This window comes from Clostridium simiarum (assembly GCF_018919175.1).
GTDB lineage: Bacteria > Bacillota > Clostridia > Clostridiales > Clostridiaceae > Clostridium_L > Clostridium_L simiarum.
The window spans coordinates 36310-53675 of sequence record NZ_JAHLQL010000004.1 but is presented as its reverse complement, the minus strand read 5'-3'; the positions used below and the strand labels follow the sequence as shown (position 1 = coordinate 53675).

Genomic DNA, 17366 nt, shown 5'->3' with positions numbered 1-17366 from the left:
TTACTTAGTATATCTTAAATATTGTTTAGCTCATTGTTTACCTAAAAGCGTACTTTTTTTATTTTAATTTATCTTTTTATGGTATTTAATTTAGACTGTATAATTTTTAAAGTTTAGTACTATATTTTAAAAGCCAAATTCTCATGTTGAGAATTTGGCTTTTGTATATATTCTATGCTTCTCAAAAACTGGATTTTGTGAAGCTTTCATATTTATTTACATTTAGACTTTAAACTTTTCTATTAACTCTTCTAGTCCTTCTGCATAGTTGTTTAAGATTTCTGCTTGATTTGCTATTTCATGGAGCCCTGAAGCTTGTTCTTCTGATGATGCGCTTACCTCTTCTGTTGTTGCTGCTGTTTCTTCTGATACTGTAGCTACTTCTGAAATATTTTCTACTACCACATCTTTGCTTGAATGAACTAAGTTTAATTCCACATTTACGGCTTCTACATTTTTTTCTAGTTCTTCTATTCTATCTAGTATAAATTTGAATTTTTCTGTGGTTATATTTATGCTTTCTCCTGTTTCTAAATTTAATTCCTTTGTAAATTCTGTCTTTGAGTAAAGATCTTTAACATTGGATTTTATTGTTTCTATTACTTTTTCAATTTCTTCTGCAGATTTTGATGATTCTTCTGCTAGCTTTCTAACTTCTTCTGCTACCACAGTAAAACCTTTCCCTGCCTCTCCAGCTCTTGCAGCTTCAATAGAAGCATTTAAGGCCAATAGATTTGTTTGATCTGTTATAGCTTTTATAGTTTCTGTAATACTGCTTATTTGATTTGAACTTTCTGCTACTTGATCAACTTTTTCAGATACTTCCTTTGAAGCTTCTTCATTTTTAATATAAGCATTTTTAAGATCTATAATGGCTTTACTACCTTCTTCTGAAGCTACTTTAACTCCCTTTGAGGCTTCTAACATTTCTGTAGCACGATTTAAGGACTTATTAACCTCATCTCCTAGTGATTCGGCAACACTTACACTTTCATTTAACTGCTGAGCCTGACTTGTAGCTCCTTCTGCAATTTGTTCTACCGCTCTAGCTACTTCCTCTCCAACTTCTGTGGCTTCTTTTGTTATGGTAAACAAAGAATCTGAGGCTTCTCTAACTTTTTCAGTAGTGTTCTTTACCCCTTTAAGTAATTCTGTCATATCATCTATAACAGAATTTAGTCCCATGACTACACTCTGTATTTCTCTGTTATAACCCTTTTTCATTTCTGCTTTTTCTGTGAAGTCCCCTTCTTTAATTTTATCTAGTATAGCTACCATTTCTAGTATAGGTTTTTGAACTTTTTTAGAGTATATGGCTGCTGCTATAATTATTATTACAACAAAAACTGCAAATATTATAAGTGGCAAAGTTACTTCTTTAAGTATCAATGTATTTAGTTCACTTTGATAGATAAATCCAACAATTATAAAGCCTGTTTCAGCATCTTTAACCTTAAAGGCTATTTGCTTTTCTCCTGCTATATCTATAGGTGTAGGTTTTAAATCTTCATATTTCATAACCTCTTCTATCCAAGGCTCTTCTTTTTTTGTTTTTCCCATGGAGGTTTTATTTCCATGAGCTATAATTGTTCCGTTATTATCTAAAACAGCTACATATCCATTCTTTCCTATGGTTATATTTGAAATTAAATCTGTTACTTTGCTTAACTTTACATCTATTCCTAAAACTGCATTGTTTTTTCCTGTACTATCTTTTATTGCTTTTGAATAAGTTATTATAGTCTCTTTTGTAGCTGCATCTATGTAAGGCTTTGACATAACTACCTTGTCACTAGAATTAACTGACTCTTTATACCATTCTCTTGTTCTTGCATCAAATCCTTCTGGTAGAACAGGATTAGGTTCTGCTATAAAGGTTCCTTCATCATATGCAATAAAAACGTTACATACATCACTATTAGTATTAATAAAGGAACTTAGATTTCTAGTGAAGTTTTCTTTTGATTGAGGATTATTTATTACGTCTTTAATATCTGGATCTTGCGAAAGATACTTAACAGAATCAGAGTTCCTTTTGGAACTTTCTAATAAAACTTGTCCAACTTTCCCTAAGCTTTGCTCTACTATATCTCCGAAGTTTTCTTTTATAGTGGAAGTTAATGAATATAGATTAGCTGATACTATACCTATAATAGGTAGTAATGATACTACAAGCATTAGTGTGGTTAATTCTCTTCTTAAGCTCTTTACTTTTTTTAATTTACCGGATTTTTTCTTATCCTCATTATATTTTTCTGAATTCATTTCCACCATCAATCCCCCTAATCCTTTAATATATAATCAAATGCAATAAAAATAAGACCATAACTTTTAATAGCCTTAGTTTTATCTCTTAATTAATTTGCTTAATTATGTAAATCTGAAATTATTTCATTGTATTATTTTCTATAATTATTATACCATGTTTTTATTTAAATTTTTACAGAATATAAAAAATTAACAAATTCTCTAATGTTACTAATAATATTTTATGTTAAAATTCCATAAAGTCAATTGTTTTTTAGTATTTTACGTTAAAACTATATAAAGCCTATTTCTTTTCAATACTTTACCCTAAAACTATATACAGTTTATTGCTGTTCAATACTTTAAAAGTCTATTACAATTTAATATTTTATCTTAAAATTCTATAAAGTTAATTAATTTTAAAATAAAAAAACAAACTGTAATGTAGATGAGATTAATCTACATTACAGTTTGTTTTTATAAAATTTGAATATATCTTATTAATTAAATATCCTTTTCTACTTTAAATCTTTTTATAAGCTCACTTAACCTTTCAGAATAGTTATTTAAAGTATCTGCCTCATTTGCTATCTCTTGAAGTCCTGAGGATTGTTCTTCTGATGATGCGCTTACCTCTTCTGTTGTTGCTGCTGTTTCTTCTGATACTATTGCTACCTCTGAAATTTTGCCTACCACTATATCTTTACTTGAATTTATAGAATGAAGGGACTCGTCCACGTACTTAACATAGTTTTCTAGTTCATTTACTTTATCTACTATGTAATCAAATTTTTCTGTAGTAATCTGAACACTTTGCCCTGTCTTATTGTTAAGTTCTTTTGTAAACTCAGTTTTTTCATATAGCTGATTAACATCTTCTTTTATGGTATTAACTACTTTTGATATTTCTTCTGCAAACTTCCCTGACTCTTCGGCTAAGGTTCTAACTTCTTCAGCTACTACAGCAAATCCTCTTCCTGCCTCTCCAGCTCTAGCAGCTTCGATAGAAGCATTTAGTGCAAGTAAATTTGTCTGTTCCGTAATGGCTTTTATGCTGTCTGTTATTGTGCTTATTTGATTGGAGCTTTCTGCCACCTTATCAACTTTTGAGGATACTTCAAGAGATGCTTTTTCATTTTCCATGTAAGCATTTTTTAAATCTATTATAGCTTTTTGCCCTTCTTCTGATGCCTTTTTAACTACCTTAGATCCTTCTAACATAGCTGAAGCATTTTTTAAGGATTGGCTAACTTCTTCTCCTAAATCCCCAGAAATATTTACACTTTTATTTAACTCTGCTGCTTGCTTTGTAGCCCCTTCTGCTATTTCTCCTACAGCTCTAGCTACCTCTTCTCCCACATTTGTAGATTCCTTTGTTATGATAAACAAGGTTTCTGAGGATTCTTTTACTTTTGTTGTAGTTTCTTTTACTCCCTTTAAGAGATCATTCATATCGTCTATTACTGAGTTCATGGCTATTACCATACTTTTAGTTTCAAAATTGTAATAGTCTTTGACTTCTGCTTTTTCAGTAAAGTCTCCTCCCTTTACCTTATCCAATATACTTACAACTTCTTTCATTGGTTTTTCCATCCTAGATGAAAACCAAGTTGCAAATAAAATTATTAAGATAATGGATGCACCAAATATTATAATTGGTAATATCATTTCATAAAATACTAATGATGTAATTTCACTTTGCTGTATAAAAGCTACTATTACAGAGCCTGATGCTTTATCTGTAGTTTTAAAGCCTATGAAGTTTTTTCCATCTACTTCTATAGGTGATGGAGCTAAATCTTCAAAGCTCATCACCTTTTCTATCCAAGGTAACTCATCTTTACCTTTTCCTGTAACTGCCTTGTCTTTATGTGCAATAATTCTACCTGATTCATCAATAACTGTGGCATAGCCATTTTTACCTATGCTTATAGCTTGTACCAACTCTGTTATTTTGCTTAATTTAACATCTGCTGCCAAAACCCCTAAAAGCTGTCCATTATCATCTTTTACTGCCTTTGAAAAAGTTAATACCATCTCTTTAGTGGTAGCATCTTCATAAGGCTTTGATATTGCCATATTATCTCCTGCTTTTATAGCATCTTGATACCACAATCTTTTTCTAGCATCATAATTTAACGTTAAATCTTCCTTAAGAGAACTAATCAATGATCCATCTAATTCTTTTCCTAAGTAAATGCTAGTAGTATCTTTGTGTGTCTCAATGAAATTATCTAAATTTGCTTTAAGATCTTTTTTTGCTTCTTCGCTTGTATTAATCTTTTTAATATCAGAGCTCTTTGCTATATATTCTACAGAAGACATATTTCCTCTATAGCTTTCATTAATAATTTGACCTATCTTACTCAAACTTTGAGATACTACCTCATTAAAATTTTTGCTTACTGTTGATTTTAGTGAGTAGGCATTACCAATGGATAGTCCTATAACAGGTATAAGAGCTACTATTAATAGTATGGCTGTAATTTGACTTCTAATAGTTTTACCTTTCTTTGGATGTTTATGTTTTTTTAATTTATTATTCACTTGCTTCTCCTCCATATTTTCCCTCCTACTTTTAACTTAATGTGCTTTTTTTACTGCTTATTTTAACACACCATTAATTTAACTTTATTTAATTTAATAGTTATTGTTCAAAATCTCTTTAAAGAATTTAATAAAAAATTTTCATTATGCTAACCATATTATATTTAATGTTAAAAAATAAGGATTACAAAATAGTAACTTATTTTATTATCGTAGTTTTTAATATTTTTTTATAGTTTATTATAATTTATTTTAAAAAAATCTTTATTTCACTCTAATTTTGTATTAAAATAAAAAATTTGCTCATTATTTTTATAAATTTGTATACGTATTCTACTGTATAGCATTTTTTGATATATTATACTGATATTTTTAACAAATCAGTATAGGTACAGCTTAAAAAGTAATAAAACCATTTGACATAAAAATAATAAGGCTATATAATATTTCTATAATACCCCCGAGGGGTAGTGTGCTTTTGTTATATAGGATTTTTTAAATACAAAACTTCTATATTATTTAAGCAGTTTAAAGTTAATTTATCTTATATTACAATTACATTTCTATTAATAAATTTTTGAATAAAGATAAAACTAAAATAAGAACTACTTTTATAAGGAGGTCATGTAATGAAATTTTCAATAAGCAATGATACAATAGATGCTTTAAAAAAGTCTTTAGATAATAAAGGAAAGGATTCAGTTAGAATCGTTATAAAAGGTTTTGGCTGAGGTGGCCCTAGTTTTGGAGTTGTTCTGGATGAACAAAAGTCAGAAGACGATATTCACATTGAAAATGGAATAAAAATTGTAGCAGATAAAGAATTTTCATTCTTATTTGATGATGCCAAAATAGTTCACACTAAAGGGATCTTTGGAGATAACTTTAATGTAATACTTCAAGGTGCAGACAATTCGTCCTGCAATTAGATATAAATCTTATATGTTTTATTAATCCGTCTTATTACTTTATGAAATAGGTACGTTTATTAATCTATCTTATTACTTTATAAAATAGGTACGTTCCTTTAGGTAAAGTTTTAGGCATAAAAATCTAGGCTTTTGAATTTCAAACTAATGAATTCAAAAGCCTTTTTGCGTCATAACTGCCAGTTACAATCCTACTATTTTTCAAAAAAATTATTTACTGCTGTGGATAAGGTGTTTATACTTGTGGTTAGGCTCTCTAGTTTCCCTTCAATTCTTATAAGTAAATATAGAGATATTGCTATAGGAAATCCTACATTACCTATTAAAGAAATAAAACCTTCCATATTTATCATCTCCCCTCAATAAATAAATATGCAAGATTTTATATATTTCTATTAAGTTTTAGTATAAAACTTATTTTATTCGTCATGATAGTCACTTACAATTTTTTGCACAAGTTTTTTTATAACACTGGCTTGAGCTATTAAAGTCATAACTATTATAAATATCTTTATTTTTTCTTCATCTTTATCTTTTAATTTAAGATCTTCAATTATTGTGTTTAGCTTATCTTCATCAAAAAACTTATGATCTGTCAAAAAGTCTTGAAAACTATCCTTTTGTATATCTGAAAAAATCTTATAGGCATTTTCCCAGGAGATTATATCATCACTTCTATCATTTATATCATTAAAGGCTAATCTAAAAACCTTTCTTATCTCTTCAGTTGTTAAAACTGGTCTCATATAGCTTAACAGCACAAGTTGTGCAAGATGAAGTTTTGTATAACCTCTCTTTTTGCTATCCTCTGGTTTTGAAATTACCTCACTTTTAATATAATTTTGAACTATGTTATTAGTATACTTTTCCTCAGTAAACTTATCATTTAAATAATCAATAACTTGTGATAAAAAGAGATCATACTTTGGCAAGTCCTCATAGGGTACTAAATTTCCCATAGACATCTCTTCAGCAAGTCCCGCTACATAATTAATATCAAAATTTTTATCCTCCAATAAAAGGCACCTCCTTAGTAATATTATCTTAAAACAACTTTTTAATACTATTTATTTAACATTATCTTTTGCATTAATTATAAAATAATTCTTTAATAATATTATACGGTATATATAAACCTATTACAAGGTTTAATTTCCAACTAAAAAGTACTTTAATGGATGACAATACTATTCTATCCAATTCCTTTAGTTTCAGTTTCTATTATCTCTCTTTATAGGAAATAAAATTTCATTATACCTATTGCTTAATAAAACTTTCTTGTAAGCCCTTTCATATGCTGTATTAGAGCATTACCCTTATATACATTAAAGCAAAATAGTGAAGCTTCCTAAAGTATAACTTTAAGAAGCTTCACTACTCACTGTTATTTTATAAAATATTATTTCATTCCTTCATAATCTTCTAAGAATTTTTTAATTCCTGCATCTGTTAAAGGATGACCTATCATCTGAGTTATAACCTTATAAGGTATTGTAGCTATATGAGAACCTACTTTAGCACAATCTAATACGTGCATTGGAGTCCTTATACTTGCTGCTATAACCTCAGTTTCTATTCCATAAAAGTCAAATATCTCTACAATATCTTCTATTATTGGAAGTCCACCATTACCTATGTCATCTAATCTTCCTAAGAAAGGACTAACATATGTAGCTCCTGCCTTTGCCGCTAATAGTGCTTGTTGAGCTGAGAATATTAAAGTAACATTTGTTTTTATCCCTTTTTTTGATAAAGCGCTTACAGCTTTTAGACCTTCAGCACACATTGGGATTTTAATAACTATATTTTTATGTAATTTTATTAATTCTTTTGCTTCTTCAATCATCTTATCTGCTTGAAGGCTTATAACCTCTGCACTTATAGGACCATCTACTATAGAACATATCTCTTCAATAACTTCTTTAAGGTCTCTTCCTTCCTTTGCTATCAAAGACGGATTTGTAGTAACACCATCGATTACTCCAAGTTCTGCTGCTTTCCTTATTTCTTCTACATTGGCAGTGTCAATAAAAAATTTCATGTATATTCCTCCTTATTCTTATTGATTTTTATTAATTTAGATGAACTACTCTTAAAATATATTAATTAAAAATAGATTTCATCTGTAAAGCTTTTCTTCTATTAATTATATCATAAAGTATCATGATTTTACAATGTAGAAAACCTTTACCTATTAACATAAATTCACACTTTTTTATCGCAAAATTAAATTTTATAAAATTTTCTTATATTTAATTAATATTTTTTACCTTTTTAATATGCTTTTATATTGATTTTAATACAATTATATCCTTTTTCTATTGATAGTATTAGTTTTTTCAATAGAAAAAAAACTCTTCACGTTATTTACCATATGTTTAAAAAAATAAAAATTTTTTTTTAAGTTTATGAAAGTTTTTTGTTAATAAAAATTAAAAATTGGGTATAATCCTTTATATAGCAAGCTTTAAAGTGGACTTCATGTTTTGCTATATTTTACAATAAACTACTTGACATTTCAATAATATGGTAGTATATTAACTTTGAGATGAAATTCAGTAAGAAATTTGTAATTAATCAAAAAAAATTCTTCTGAATAGTTGACTTTAAGTTACATTTTTGCTATTATTTAAGTAGAAAATGTCGAAACATGTAAAAAGGAGGAGCATATTATGAAATCAACAGGTGTTGTTAGAAGAGTGGATGAACTAGGAAGAATAGTTATTCCTATAGAACTTAGAAGAACTTTAGACATAGCTGAAAAGGACGCTTTAGAAATATATGTAGATGGTGAGCAAATCATATTAAAGAAATATGAGCCAGCTTGTATTTTCTGTGGTGACGCTAGAGACGTTATAAACCACAAAGGAAAAAATATTTGCAAAAACTGTTTACAAGAAATTAAAAATGAAAAATAATTTCTTATAATAAAAGAGACGACCCTGTCGTCTCTTTTTTATATTGTATATTTATAAACTTCTGACTTAGGCATACCTCTATCCTTAGCTACCTTTTTTATAGCTTCTTTTTTGGTTAATCCCTGATCTATGTATCTATCTATATGCTCTTCTATAGTAATGTCTATCCAAGTGCTTTCCTTTTCTTTTATAATCTCCTCTTCACTTTTCCCCTCTATTAAAAGCACATATTCCCCTCGTGGATTAATCTTTTCGTAATGATCTATAGCTTCTTCTAAGGTATATCTTAAAATCTCTTCATGAAGCTTTGTAAGCTCTCTACAAAGTGCTACTTTTCTATTTCCTAAGTTATCTCTTATAATCATTAATGTATCTTTTAATCTATGAGGCGCCTCATAAAATATAAGAGTCTCTTGTCTGTCCTTTAAATCCTCTAGCAAAATCCTTTTTTCTTTATTTTCTCTAGGTAAAAACCCTCTAAATAGAAACTTAGTTGAATCTAACCCTGAATAAACCATAGCAGTAATTAAAGCTGTAGCACCAGGTAAAACTTCAATTTCTATGGATTCTTTTATACACTTTTGAATTATCACACTTCCAGGATCTGAAATACCAGGTGTTCCAGCATCGCTTACAAGGGCTATATCTTCTCCTTGCTTTATTCTATTTAATAATTCATCACTTTTAAACTGCTCATTATGCTTGTGATAGCTTATAAGTGGCTTTTTAATATTAAAGTGGTTTAAAAGCTTTAAAGTCTGTCTAGTATCCTCTGCTGCAATTATATCAGCTCCATTTAAGGCTTCTAAAGCTCTTAAGGTTATATCCTTTAAATTTCCTATAGGTGTTGGCACTACATAAAGTTTAGCCATGAATATGCCCCCTTTTTATTTATCCTCATAGGACTTTCCATATATACTTTTTATCTCTTCACTATAATTTCCCTCATCATCATAAACATATAAGGGTGATTCAAATTTCAAAAATGCTCCTCCGTCCCTTTGACCTTCTACTAAAACTATGTTAGGTGGCTTTTTACTATTAGGATGTACAAGCCTTATGGTTTTAGGTTCTATTCTATGTTTTCTCATAAGACATAAAATATCTGCCAGCCTTTCAGGTCTATGTACCATAAACATCCTTCCATTATCCTTTAAAAGCACTCTAGAGGCTATTATAACATCTTCTAGATTACAACAGACTTCATGCCTTGCTATAGCCTTCTTATCCTTAGGATTCAAAATTCCAGCCTTATAAAGCTTATAGGGAGGGTTTACTGTAAGTACATCCACTTTATCAAGAGACTTTAAAAGCTTCAAGTCTTTTAGATCTCCAACCTTAAAATCCATTTTATCTTTAAGATTATTTATCTTTATAGTCCTTTCTGCCATTTCCACCATATCTTCTTGTATCTCAAGGCCACTAATATATGAAGCTTCTGTTTTTCCTGCAATCAAAAATGGTATTATTCCCGTACCACTACAAAGATCCATAACCTTGTTATTTCTCTTAACCTTTGCAAAGTTTGCTAAAAGAACTGCATCCACGCCGAATCTGAAACCTTCAGCCTTTTGTATTATATGTATTCCTTTAACTTGAAGATCATCTAATGTTTCTTCTTTCATTATATAATCTTTATAATTATCTATCATAAATTACTAAATTCACTCCTTAATGTAGAAAATAATTATTACTGCCTTATTTAGAGTTTAATTATTAAAGTTATAATTGTAAAGTATGATTTACCAAATATAGTGACAGTAAGCATGAAAACTCTTAAATATCTAAAAATTTCTTGTCCTTACCAAAACAAAAGCTTTCGGCAAAATACCGAAAGCTTTAATAACTTTTGTTTTAAATATATCTCTATCCTAATAGGTTGTGTTCTATTTTAAAATTCTCCTAGCACTACTAAATCCGTATATAGGAGATATTTTTACTCTGTCCCCTGTACGTGGAGCATGGATATATTGTCCTCCACCTACATATATTCCAACGTGATTAACTCCATTTGTAAATACTAGATCTCCAGGTTGAAGCTCACCATAAGATACAGCTCTACCGCTACCTATTTGAGCATAGGTATCTCTTCCTATACTATATCCAAAGGCTGCGTAAACATAAGAAGTAAATCCTGAGCAGTCAAATCCTGATGGCGTAGTTCCTCCCCATAAATATGGAACCCCCATAAATCTAGAAGCATAGTTTACTATAGAGTTAGTTGATGCAGGAGCACCTGATGATCCACCTCTTGATGGAGTAGTTGCTGCTGTTTCCTTTTTCTTAACTATATCTTTACCTTTTTCAATTAAATCAACAACTTCTTTATCGATAACAACTATACTCTTTCTCATTTCTCTTAAGGCTGCAATAGCACCTTTTATATCGTCTGTAGAACTACCTGAATTGTTGATTATATTCTTTTGGAAAGAAATTAACTTTCTTTCATTATCTGCAAGATCAACTTTTATCTTCTTGCTTTCTTCTTTAGCCTTATTAACTAATTTCTCTTGTTCTGCCTTTTTAACGTTCACTTCAGCTAATTTCTTTTCGTTTTCTGCTTTTAAATCGCTTAAAGCTTTAACTTCTTCATCTAGTGACTTCTTTTTGCTATCTAGCTCGGCTTTCTTTTCATCTAGCTCGTCTATAATTTTTTTGTCAAAGTCCATTAACTTACCTACAGCTTTAATCTTAGAAATTAAATCACTAAAACCTTCTGCTTTTATAAGAAGCTCTAAATATCCAGGAGAACCACTCTTATATATGGCTTTCATTCTTGTATCAAAAAGATCCTGTTTTTCTTTAAGCTCTTGTTTAGCTTTCTCTATATCAGCTTGGATTTTTTTTATGTCTCTTTCTTTTAATGCAATATTAGCTGTATTGTCATCAATCTTAGCTGATATCCCACCTATTTCACTGTCCAAATTTTGAAGTTGAACTTCTAATTCGTTTAATTTATCTTCTGCTTGCATAAAGTCTTGTTGCTGTTGCTTCATTTCTGCTTTTTGAGCGTCTGTCATTGGGTCCGCAAATGCTTGTACACCAGAACCCATGATAATTCCTACTGCCACAAAGGCCGCTATTAGTTTTTTATTCACCATCTCCACCCTCTAAACTCAAATTTATTTAGGAGTAGTCCCCCATAAAACATTTTCACATCACTGTGATTATTATATCCTAAAAAAAAAACTGTAACAATAGCAAAAAGAAGATTTTTACAGACTGTACACAAAGACACTATGTTAATATATATTATACTTTAAACTCTATCACCTTTTGTAGTATTTATAACCTTTTCCATGAAGGACATGTAGACATATTAAATGTATTCATGTTAAAAAAGCCATCTTTATAAGAGCAACGCCCCATCATCTCTAAAACCTCTATACAACTACTATTTATTATCCTTCTTGTTTCATAATACTTACAAGATGCGCAAACCTTTTCATTTTGAAAATACATCTTCATTAGTCTTCTCCTTTCATTTTTTTATTAATGTGTATTTTAAAATTTAGACTTCAATGTTGTTAATTTTTTGTAAACATTATTAATTTATTCTTAAATATTTTCTAGTGCTTCTGTAGTATTTGTTAACATTTATAAGAATAAACCCCTATTTAGTTATTTTTAACTAAAAGTTATCCACATTTTTTTTCTTTTACATAAGTCAGCTGTGTATTATATTACTATCCAAGTATGTTTATTTATATTCCTTAAATAACATCACTTATTAAAATAGAAGTTGAGCATTACTATCCATTTATGTTTATTTATATTCTTAATTTCAATAGATAATGTTTATAGTAAAATCTATAAAACTCTTATTCTGTATATAGTAGATACTGTTTCTTAAATAAGTAATTGTGAAAGGCAAATGAAAGGATGTATTCTATTAGCAAACTACACATAAGTACGTAAGTCTAAGAATGAATTAATTAATATTTTTCATTCTTATGTTTTAGCTTCTTGAAATGAAACTAGGCTTAATATAAAATATAGTAGAGTTCGCTACTTTTAAGCTTAGTTTGAACAAAAAATCATAATACTTAATCTAGTATATGAAGATAGCTTATAATTGTTACATAGATTTCTAAAAATAAATTTAGTATAACTTAATGCTTATAAGCTAATGGGAAAGGAAGATGGGATATATTGTATAGTTTTATAGAAGTTAAAGCTAAGGACATAGATGATTTTAGCAAGGTTGATGAAAAGGGTCATATATTTCAAACCTCAGGATGGAGTAATGTAAAAAAAGATTGGGTACCTAGATACATAGCAGGTCATGATATTCATGGAAACATGGTTCTGTCTTGTATGATGATTTTAAGAAAGATTCCGTATACAAGTCACTATATTGGTTATGCTCCTAGAGGATTTGTCTGTGACTATACTAATAAAGAGCTTCTTATAGAGTTCACAGAGTATCTTAGGGATTTTGCTAAAAATAATAAAATCGCATTTATAACCATAGATCCAGATCTTCATTTAAAGGAAGATGAAAAAATTGTAGAAGGTGGAGAAAAAATATCTAACTTTTTACAAACCTTAGGTTATGAGCATAAGGATTCTGTTAATTTTGAAGGAATTCAGCCTAATTTTGTATTTAGGTTAGACCTTCCTGTAGATGAAGATAAAGAAGCTATAAAAAAGAAGGTATTTAAAAATTTCTCTAGTAAAACAAGATACAATATCAGGGTTGCTGAAGATAGAGGTTTATCTGCAGAGTATTATGATAAATCTAATCTAACTGAGGAGATTCTTGATGAATTTTATAAAATAATGGTAGTTACAGGTAAGAGAGATAATTTCATAATTAGAAATAAGGACTACTTTAGAGACATGTTAGAACTCTTATCTCCTTATTGTAGACTCTATATGATAAAATATAGTTATGAAAAGGACTTTGAAAGACTTAGCGATAAATTAAAAAAGCAAGAAGATACAAAAACTAGGGCTTTATCAAAAATAGAAGAAGTAAAAAAAGATCTTCAATCTGAAGAAGATGAAGCTAAAATTGAAAAGCTTAATAAAAAACTTCAAGATAATGAAAACAAGTTAAGAGAAGCTGAAAGACAGATAGAAGGATTTAAAAATAGAATGGAAGATATAAAGCCTTATGAGGGTAAAGAATTCTACATATCTGGAGCTATATACCTATATTATGGTGGTAAGGCTTGGTACCTTTATGGTGCTTCTGATGATCTTTTAAGAGATGCTATGCCAAACTTTTTAATGCAGTATACCATGATTTGCCATAGTATAGATCTAGGATGCAATTTATATGACTTTAGAGGGGTATCTGGAGATTTAAGTCCTGAAAATCCTCTATATGGATTATATAAATTTAAAAAAGGCTTCAATGGTAAATTCGTTGAATTCTTAGGTGAATTTGATTTAGTTATAAATAGAGGCTTATACAGCATGTTTAGATATATTTTCCCTAAATTTAAAGAAATAAGAAATAAACTTAGAAACAAGTAATAAACTTAAACTAAGTAATAAACTTAAACTAAGTAATAAACTAAATAATAAACTTATAAATAATTAATATTAAAAAATTATATAAGATATGTATGCTTAAAAAATAATAAAAGGAGAACCTTCTGGTTCTCCTTTTATCCAATAACTAGACTCTCTAATGCTTATAACTGATGTCTAGAAATCTTTACATTCATCATATACTTAAACTACTTTGTAACCTGCCTTTAGTTCTTAAGCTAGTATTCCGAAATAGTATCCTAATATTCCTATTAGAAATAATCCAAATATTATCCATATTGCATTTATCTTTTTCTTTAATAGTTTTGAACATAGGAATGTTAATAATAATGGAACTAATCCTGGTAATAGTGAATCTAATATGCTTTGAACTGTAGTTACTATTTCTTTTCCTTCTTGGTTGGTTACTCTTGAAACTTCTAATGGTATGTTAAATGAAGTCCATTTAGCTACAAGTGCACCCATTACAAATAATCCTAGTATAGATGCTCCTTCCGTAAGCTTTTGAAGTCTATTTCCTGCCATATCAGATATTATTTCTGTTCCTTTAGTATAGCCGTATTTAATACCTCCCCATCTTATTCCAAGACGCATTGCATTAAATAGAAGGAAAAACACTATTGGGCCTAATATACTTCCTCCCATAGCAAGGGATGCACCAAGAGCCGCTAGTACAGGTCTTAAAGTTCCCCAAAATATTGGGTCTCCAACTCCTGCAAGAGGTCCCATAAGTCCTATCTTAACACCATTTATACTACCTCCATCTATAGGGGCTCCGTTAGCCTTTTCTTCTTCCATAGCTGCTGTAACTCCAAGTATAGGTGCTGTAACAAAGGGGTGAGTATTAAAAAATTCCAAATGTCTTTTAAGAGCTTCTTTTCTTTCCTCTCCCTCATATAGTCTTTTTATTACTGGTATCATAGAATAACAATATCCTAAAGCTTGCATTCTTTCAAAGTTCCAAGACCCTTGATGAAAGTTTGAACGAATAAACATGCTTCTTAAATCCTTTTGGGTTAACTTCTTTTCATTCATCTTTATCCCCTCCTTTTATAGATCGTCTAAATCATCTACACTGCCTGCTGCTGCAGCATGATATTTAGGATTTAGTTGAACATAAACTATAGCAAAAACTGCACCTAAAACACCTAGAGCTACTAAGTTAAATTGGGTAAAGGCTGCTATTACAAATCCTAAGAAGAAAAATGGCATTAAATATTTGGCTTCCATCATATTTATTACCATGGCATATCCAACAACCACTATAAATCCACCAGCAACTCTTAATCCTTCTGTTATGTATACAGGTATTGAAGCTAAAAGATGATTTACAGCCTCAGGGCTTATAAGTGAAACAATTAAAGCTGGGATAGCAACACGTAGAGCTTGAATTGCAAGTCCACTTAAATGACATATATCTATACCTCTTAAATTTCCTTCTTCTGCATATCTATCTGCTCTGTGTTGAAGTCCTACAGTAAGTGTTCTTGCAAATATAGTAAATACTTGACCTGCAGCTGCTATAGGAATAGCTATTGCTATACCTGCTGAAACACTTTGCTTTGCAGCTATTACTAGTATGGATGCAACTACACTTGCCATTGCTGCATCTGGAGCCACAGCTGCTCCGATATTCATCCATCCTAGTGCCATAAGTTCTAAAGTACCACCTAATATAATTCCTGTTTTAACGTCTCCAAGCACTAATCCAATAAGTGTACAAGCAATAAGTGGTCTATGGGTTTGAAACTCATCAAGAATACTACCAATACCTGCTATGCTTGCCACAATGAAAATAAGAATAATTTGAAAAGCATTAATTTGCATATATTTTCCTCCATTTAATATTTTTTATTTTACGCTATGCCTTAAACCTTTTCAGTTTAAAACATAGCTTCTTAATATCTTTCAAATATAAAAGGTTTAAAACCTTTTATATTTAGTTATTATTTGCAGCTATATTTAAATTTTTGACATTAAATCTGTTTTTGCATCAGAAGATACTTTTCTAATTTCTAATTCAATACCTTTTTCATTTAGCTTCTTGAAGGATTCTATGTCTTTATCATCCACTGATACAGCAGAAGTTATTTGCTTTTTACCTTCCTTAAAGGACATTCCTCCAATATTTACAGACTTTATGTCAACTCCACCCTCTACAACTCTTAATACATCTGTAGGATTTGTGAATAATAATAAGGCTTTAAAGCTCTCATATTTAGGGTTATTATGTATTTCTATCATTTTATCAATAGTAATTACATTAGCCTTAACTCCTGGAGGCGCTACTTGAACTAATAGGGTTTTTCTTAAATTGTCATTAGCTACCTCATCACTTACTACTATAATTCTGTTACATTTTGTTTCTTTAGCCCAAATGGTTGCAACCTGCCCATGTATTAATCTGTCATCTATTCTTGTAAGTACAATATTCATGCTCATTTTATAATTCCTCCTCTTCTTCCTTAGATAATCCTAATTTAAATTGTCTTATTCCTTCTTTTCCTGAACTTTCACCTATTGATACTATATCTTCTAAACTCAAGGTTTCTCTTAACCCATAAATTTCTAATAACATTGGAAGGTTTACACCTGTTAATATATCCATATTTTCATTATTTATAGCTATCCTGCTTGCAGCATTAAAGGGACTTCCTCCGAATAAATCAACTAAAAACAATACACCCTTTTCTCTATCTAGCTTTTGAAGAGCTGCTTCATACTTAGCCACTAAACCTTCGCTTCCCTCTCCTGGTTCAAAGGTTACTGTTTCAATATTTTCTTGTTTTCCAAATATCATCTCTGAAGTCTTTAATAACTCTTCAGAAAATCTTCCGTGAGTACCTATTATTATTCCTAACATAATTTTATGTTATCCTCCTTTTTCTTTTCTATTTATCTATATAAGCAACTGCCATGCCAAACTAGTGTATCGAATTTTAGCAATAGGCCTACCCCTTAATTTTAAAAGGATAAGCCTATTAAATATTTTCACATTGTTTATTTATTGATACAGTAATTAGATGATTTTTTTGTGTATTAATATACTACAGCTATTTTTTCAATAAATCATAAGTAAATCTCTTGTCTTTAATACTCATATATTATTTAACAATAATTTTTAATTTGTTTTATCTTTATATTCTTTTCATTAAGCCATATTATTATTAATAATCAATACTTTAAAATCATTAGCATGCCTATATTAAGGGATATGCAATAT

15 protein-coding genes are annotated in these 17366 nt (G+C 29.6%); 2 read left to right on the top strand and 13 right to left on the bottom strand.

What is annotated here, in order from left to right:
• Positions 1–222: 222 nt before the first annotated feature.
• The 5 genes from KQI89_RS11910 to fsa form a co-directional block, all read right to left on the bottom strand.
• Complete coding sequence (locus KQI89_RS11910) at positions 223–2265, bottom strand: methyl-accepting chemotaxis protein (protein WP_246583104.1); 2043 nt, start codon at positions 2263–2265, stop codon at positions 223–225.
• Positions 2266–2751: 486 nt separating this feature from the next.
• Complete coding sequence (locus tag KQI89_RS11905) at positions 2752–4809, bottom strand: methyl-accepting chemotaxis protein (protein ID WP_216457243.1); 2058 nt, start codon at positions 4807–4809, stop codon at positions 2752–2754.
• Positions 4810–5917: 1108 nt separating this feature from the next.
• On the bottom strand, positions 5918–6067 hold the full coding sequence (locus KQI89_RS11900; protein ID WP_216457242.1) for a YvrJ family protein: 150 nt from the start codon (positions 6065–6067) through the stop codon (positions 5918–5920).
• A gap of 75 nt (positions 6068–6142) precedes the next feature.
• The gene (locus KQI89_RS11895) at positions 6143–6688 is read right to left on the bottom strand and encodes a DUF1836 domain-containing protein (RefSeq protein WP_216457451.1); all 546 of its coding nucleotides are present in this window, start codon (positions 6686–6688) and stop codon (positions 6143–6145) included.
• A gap of 434 nt (positions 6689–7122) precedes the next feature.
• On the bottom strand, positions 7123–7764 hold the full coding sequence (gene fsa, locus KQI89_RS11890; protein ID WP_216457241.1) for a fructose-6-phosphate aldolase: 642 nt from the start codon (positions 7762–7764) through the stop codon (positions 7123–7125).
• Between the two features lie 631 nt (positions 7765–8395).
• Here fsa and KQI89_RS11885 point away from each other — a divergent pair.
• The gene (locus tag KQI89_RS11885; RefSeq protein ID WP_032122668.1) at positions 8396–8641 is read left to right on the top strand and encodes an AbrB/MazE/SpoVT family DNA-binding domain-containing protein; all 246 of its coding nucleotides are present in this window, start codon (positions 8396–8398) and stop codon (positions 8639–8641) included.
• A gap of 38 nt (positions 8642–8679) precedes the next feature.
• Here KQI89_RS11885 and rsmI read toward each other — a convergent pair whose 3' ends face one another.
• The 4 genes from rsmI to KQI89_RS11865 all read right to left on the bottom strand — a co-directional run bounded on the left by rsmI (position 8680) and on the right by KQI89_RS11865 (position 12109).
• The gene (gene rsmI / locus KQI89_RS11880; protein ID WP_216457240.1) at positions 8680–9513 is read right to left on the bottom strand and encodes a 16S rRNA (cytidine(1402)-2'-O)-methyltransferase; all 834 of its coding nucleotides are present in this window, start codon (positions 9511–9513) and stop codon (positions 8680–8682) included.
• A gap of 15 nt (positions 9514–9528) precedes the next feature.
• Positions 9529–10293 (bottom strand): tRNA1(Val) (adenine(37)-N6)-methyltransferase, encoded by a 765-nt coding sequence (locus tag KQI89_RS11875; RefSeq protein WP_216457239.1) that lies wholly within the window; start codon positions 10291–10293, stop codon positions 9529–9531.
• 234 nt (positions 10294–10527) lie between these two features.
• On the bottom strand, positions 10528–11742 hold the full coding sequence (locus tag KQI89_RS11870; RefSeq protein WP_216457238.1) for a C40 family peptidase: 1215 nt from the start codon (positions 11740–11742) through the stop codon (positions 10528–10530).
• Positions 11743–11926: 184 nt separating this feature from the next.
• Positions 11927–12109: a hypothetical protein gene (locus KQI89_RS11865; protein WP_216457237.1), complete on the bottom strand. Its 183-nt coding sequence runs from the start codon at positions 12107–12109 to the stop codon at positions 11927–11929.
• 684 nt (positions 12110–12793) lie between these two features.
• Here KQI89_RS11865 and KQI89_RS11860 point away from each other — a divergent pair.
• Positions 12794–14125: a lipid II:glycine glycyltransferase FemX gene (locus KQI89_RS11860; RefSeq protein WP_216457236.1), complete on the top strand. Its 1332-nt coding sequence runs from the start codon at positions 12794–12796 to the stop codon at positions 14123–14125.
• A 231-nt stretch (positions 14126–14356) separates the two neighbouring features.
• Here the strand turns inward: KQI89_RS11860 and manZ are convergent, their stop codons facing one another.
• From manZ to KQI89_RS11840, 4 genes are all read right to left on the bottom strand, one after another.
• The gene (gene manZ / locus KQI89_RS11855) at positions 14357–15178 is read right to left on the bottom strand and encodes a PTS mannose transporter subunit IID (protein WP_032122673.1); all 822 of its coding nucleotides are present in this window, start codon (positions 15176–15178) and stop codon (positions 14357–14359) included.
• Positions 15179–15193: 15 nt separating this feature from the next.
• On the bottom strand, positions 15194–15970 hold the full coding sequence (locus KQI89_RS11850; RefSeq protein WP_216457235.1) for a PTS mannose/fructose/sorbose transporter subunit IIC: 777 nt from the start codon (positions 15968–15970) through the stop codon (positions 15194–15196).
• A gap of 135 nt (positions 15971–16105) precedes the next feature.
• Positions 16106–16579 carry a mannose/fructose/sorbose PTS transporter subunit IIB gene (locus tag KQI89_RS11845; protein ID WP_216457450.1) on the bottom strand — a complete coding sequence of 158 codons (474 nt, stop codon included), beginning with the start codon at positions 16577–16579 and terminating at the stop codon, positions 16106–16108.
• 7 nt (positions 16580–16586) lie between these two features.
• Positions 16587–17006, bottom strand: coding sequence for a mannose/fructose/sorbose PTS transporter subunit IIA (locus tag KQI89_RS11840; RefSeq protein WP_032122675.1), 420 nt, complete (start codon positions 17004–17006; stop codon positions 16587–16589).
• Positions 17007–17366: the final 360 nt, after the last annotated feature.

Coding starts and splice junctions, on each gene's coding strand:
- KQI89_RS11910 (WP_246583104.1), bottom strand. CDS start 2,265: ATGAATTCAGAAAAATATAATGAGGATAAGAAAAAATCCGGTAAATTA.
- KQI89_RS11905 (WP_216457243.1), bottom strand. CDS start 4,809: ATGGAGGAGAAGCAAGTGAATAATAAATTAAAAAAACATAAACATCCA.
- KQI89_RS11900 (WP_216457242.1), bottom strand. CDS start 6,067: ATGGAAGGTTTTATTTCTTTAATAGGTAATGTAGGATTTCCTATAGCA.
- KQI89_RS11895 (WP_216457451.1), bottom strand. CDS start 6,688: ATGTCTATGGGAAATTTAGTACCCTATGAGGACTTGCCAAAGTATGAT.
- fsa (WP_216457241.1), bottom strand. CDS start 7,764: ATGAAATTTTTTATTGACACTGCCAATGTAGAAGAAATAAGGAAAGCA.
- KQI89_RS11885 (WP_032122668.1), top strand. CDS start 8,396: ATGAAATCAACAGGTGTTGTTAGAAGAGTGGATGAACTAGGAAGAATA.
- rsmI (WP_216457240.1), bottom strand. CDS start 9,513: ATGGCTAAACTTTATGTAGTGCCAACACCTATAGGAAATTTAAAGGAT.
- KQI89_RS11875 (WP_216457239.1), bottom strand. CDS start 10,293: ATGATAGATAATTATAAAGATTATATAATGAAAGAAGAAACATTAGAT.
- KQI89_RS11870 (WP_216457238.1), bottom strand. CDS start 11,742: ATGGTGAATAAAAAACTAATAGCGGCCTTTGTGGCAGTAGGAATTATC.
- KQI89_RS11865 (WP_216457237.1), bottom strand. CDS start 12,109: ATGAAGATGTATTTTCAAAATGAAAAGGTTTGCGCATCTTGTAAGTAT.
- manZ (WP_032122673.1), bottom strand. CDS start 15,178: ATGAATGAAAAGAAGTTAACCCAAAAGGATTTAAGAAGCATGTTTATT.
- KQI89_RS11850 (WP_216457235.1), bottom strand. CDS start 15,970: ATGCAAATTAATGCTTTTCAAATTATTCTTATTTTCATTGTGGCAAGC.
- KQI89_RS11845 (WP_216457450.1), bottom strand. CDS start 16,579: ATGAATATTGTACTTACAAGAATAGATGACAGATTAATACATGGGCAG.
- KQI89_RS11840 (WP_032122675.1), bottom strand. CDS start 17,006: ATGTTAGGAATAATAATAGGTACTCACGGAAGATTTTCTGAAGAGTTA.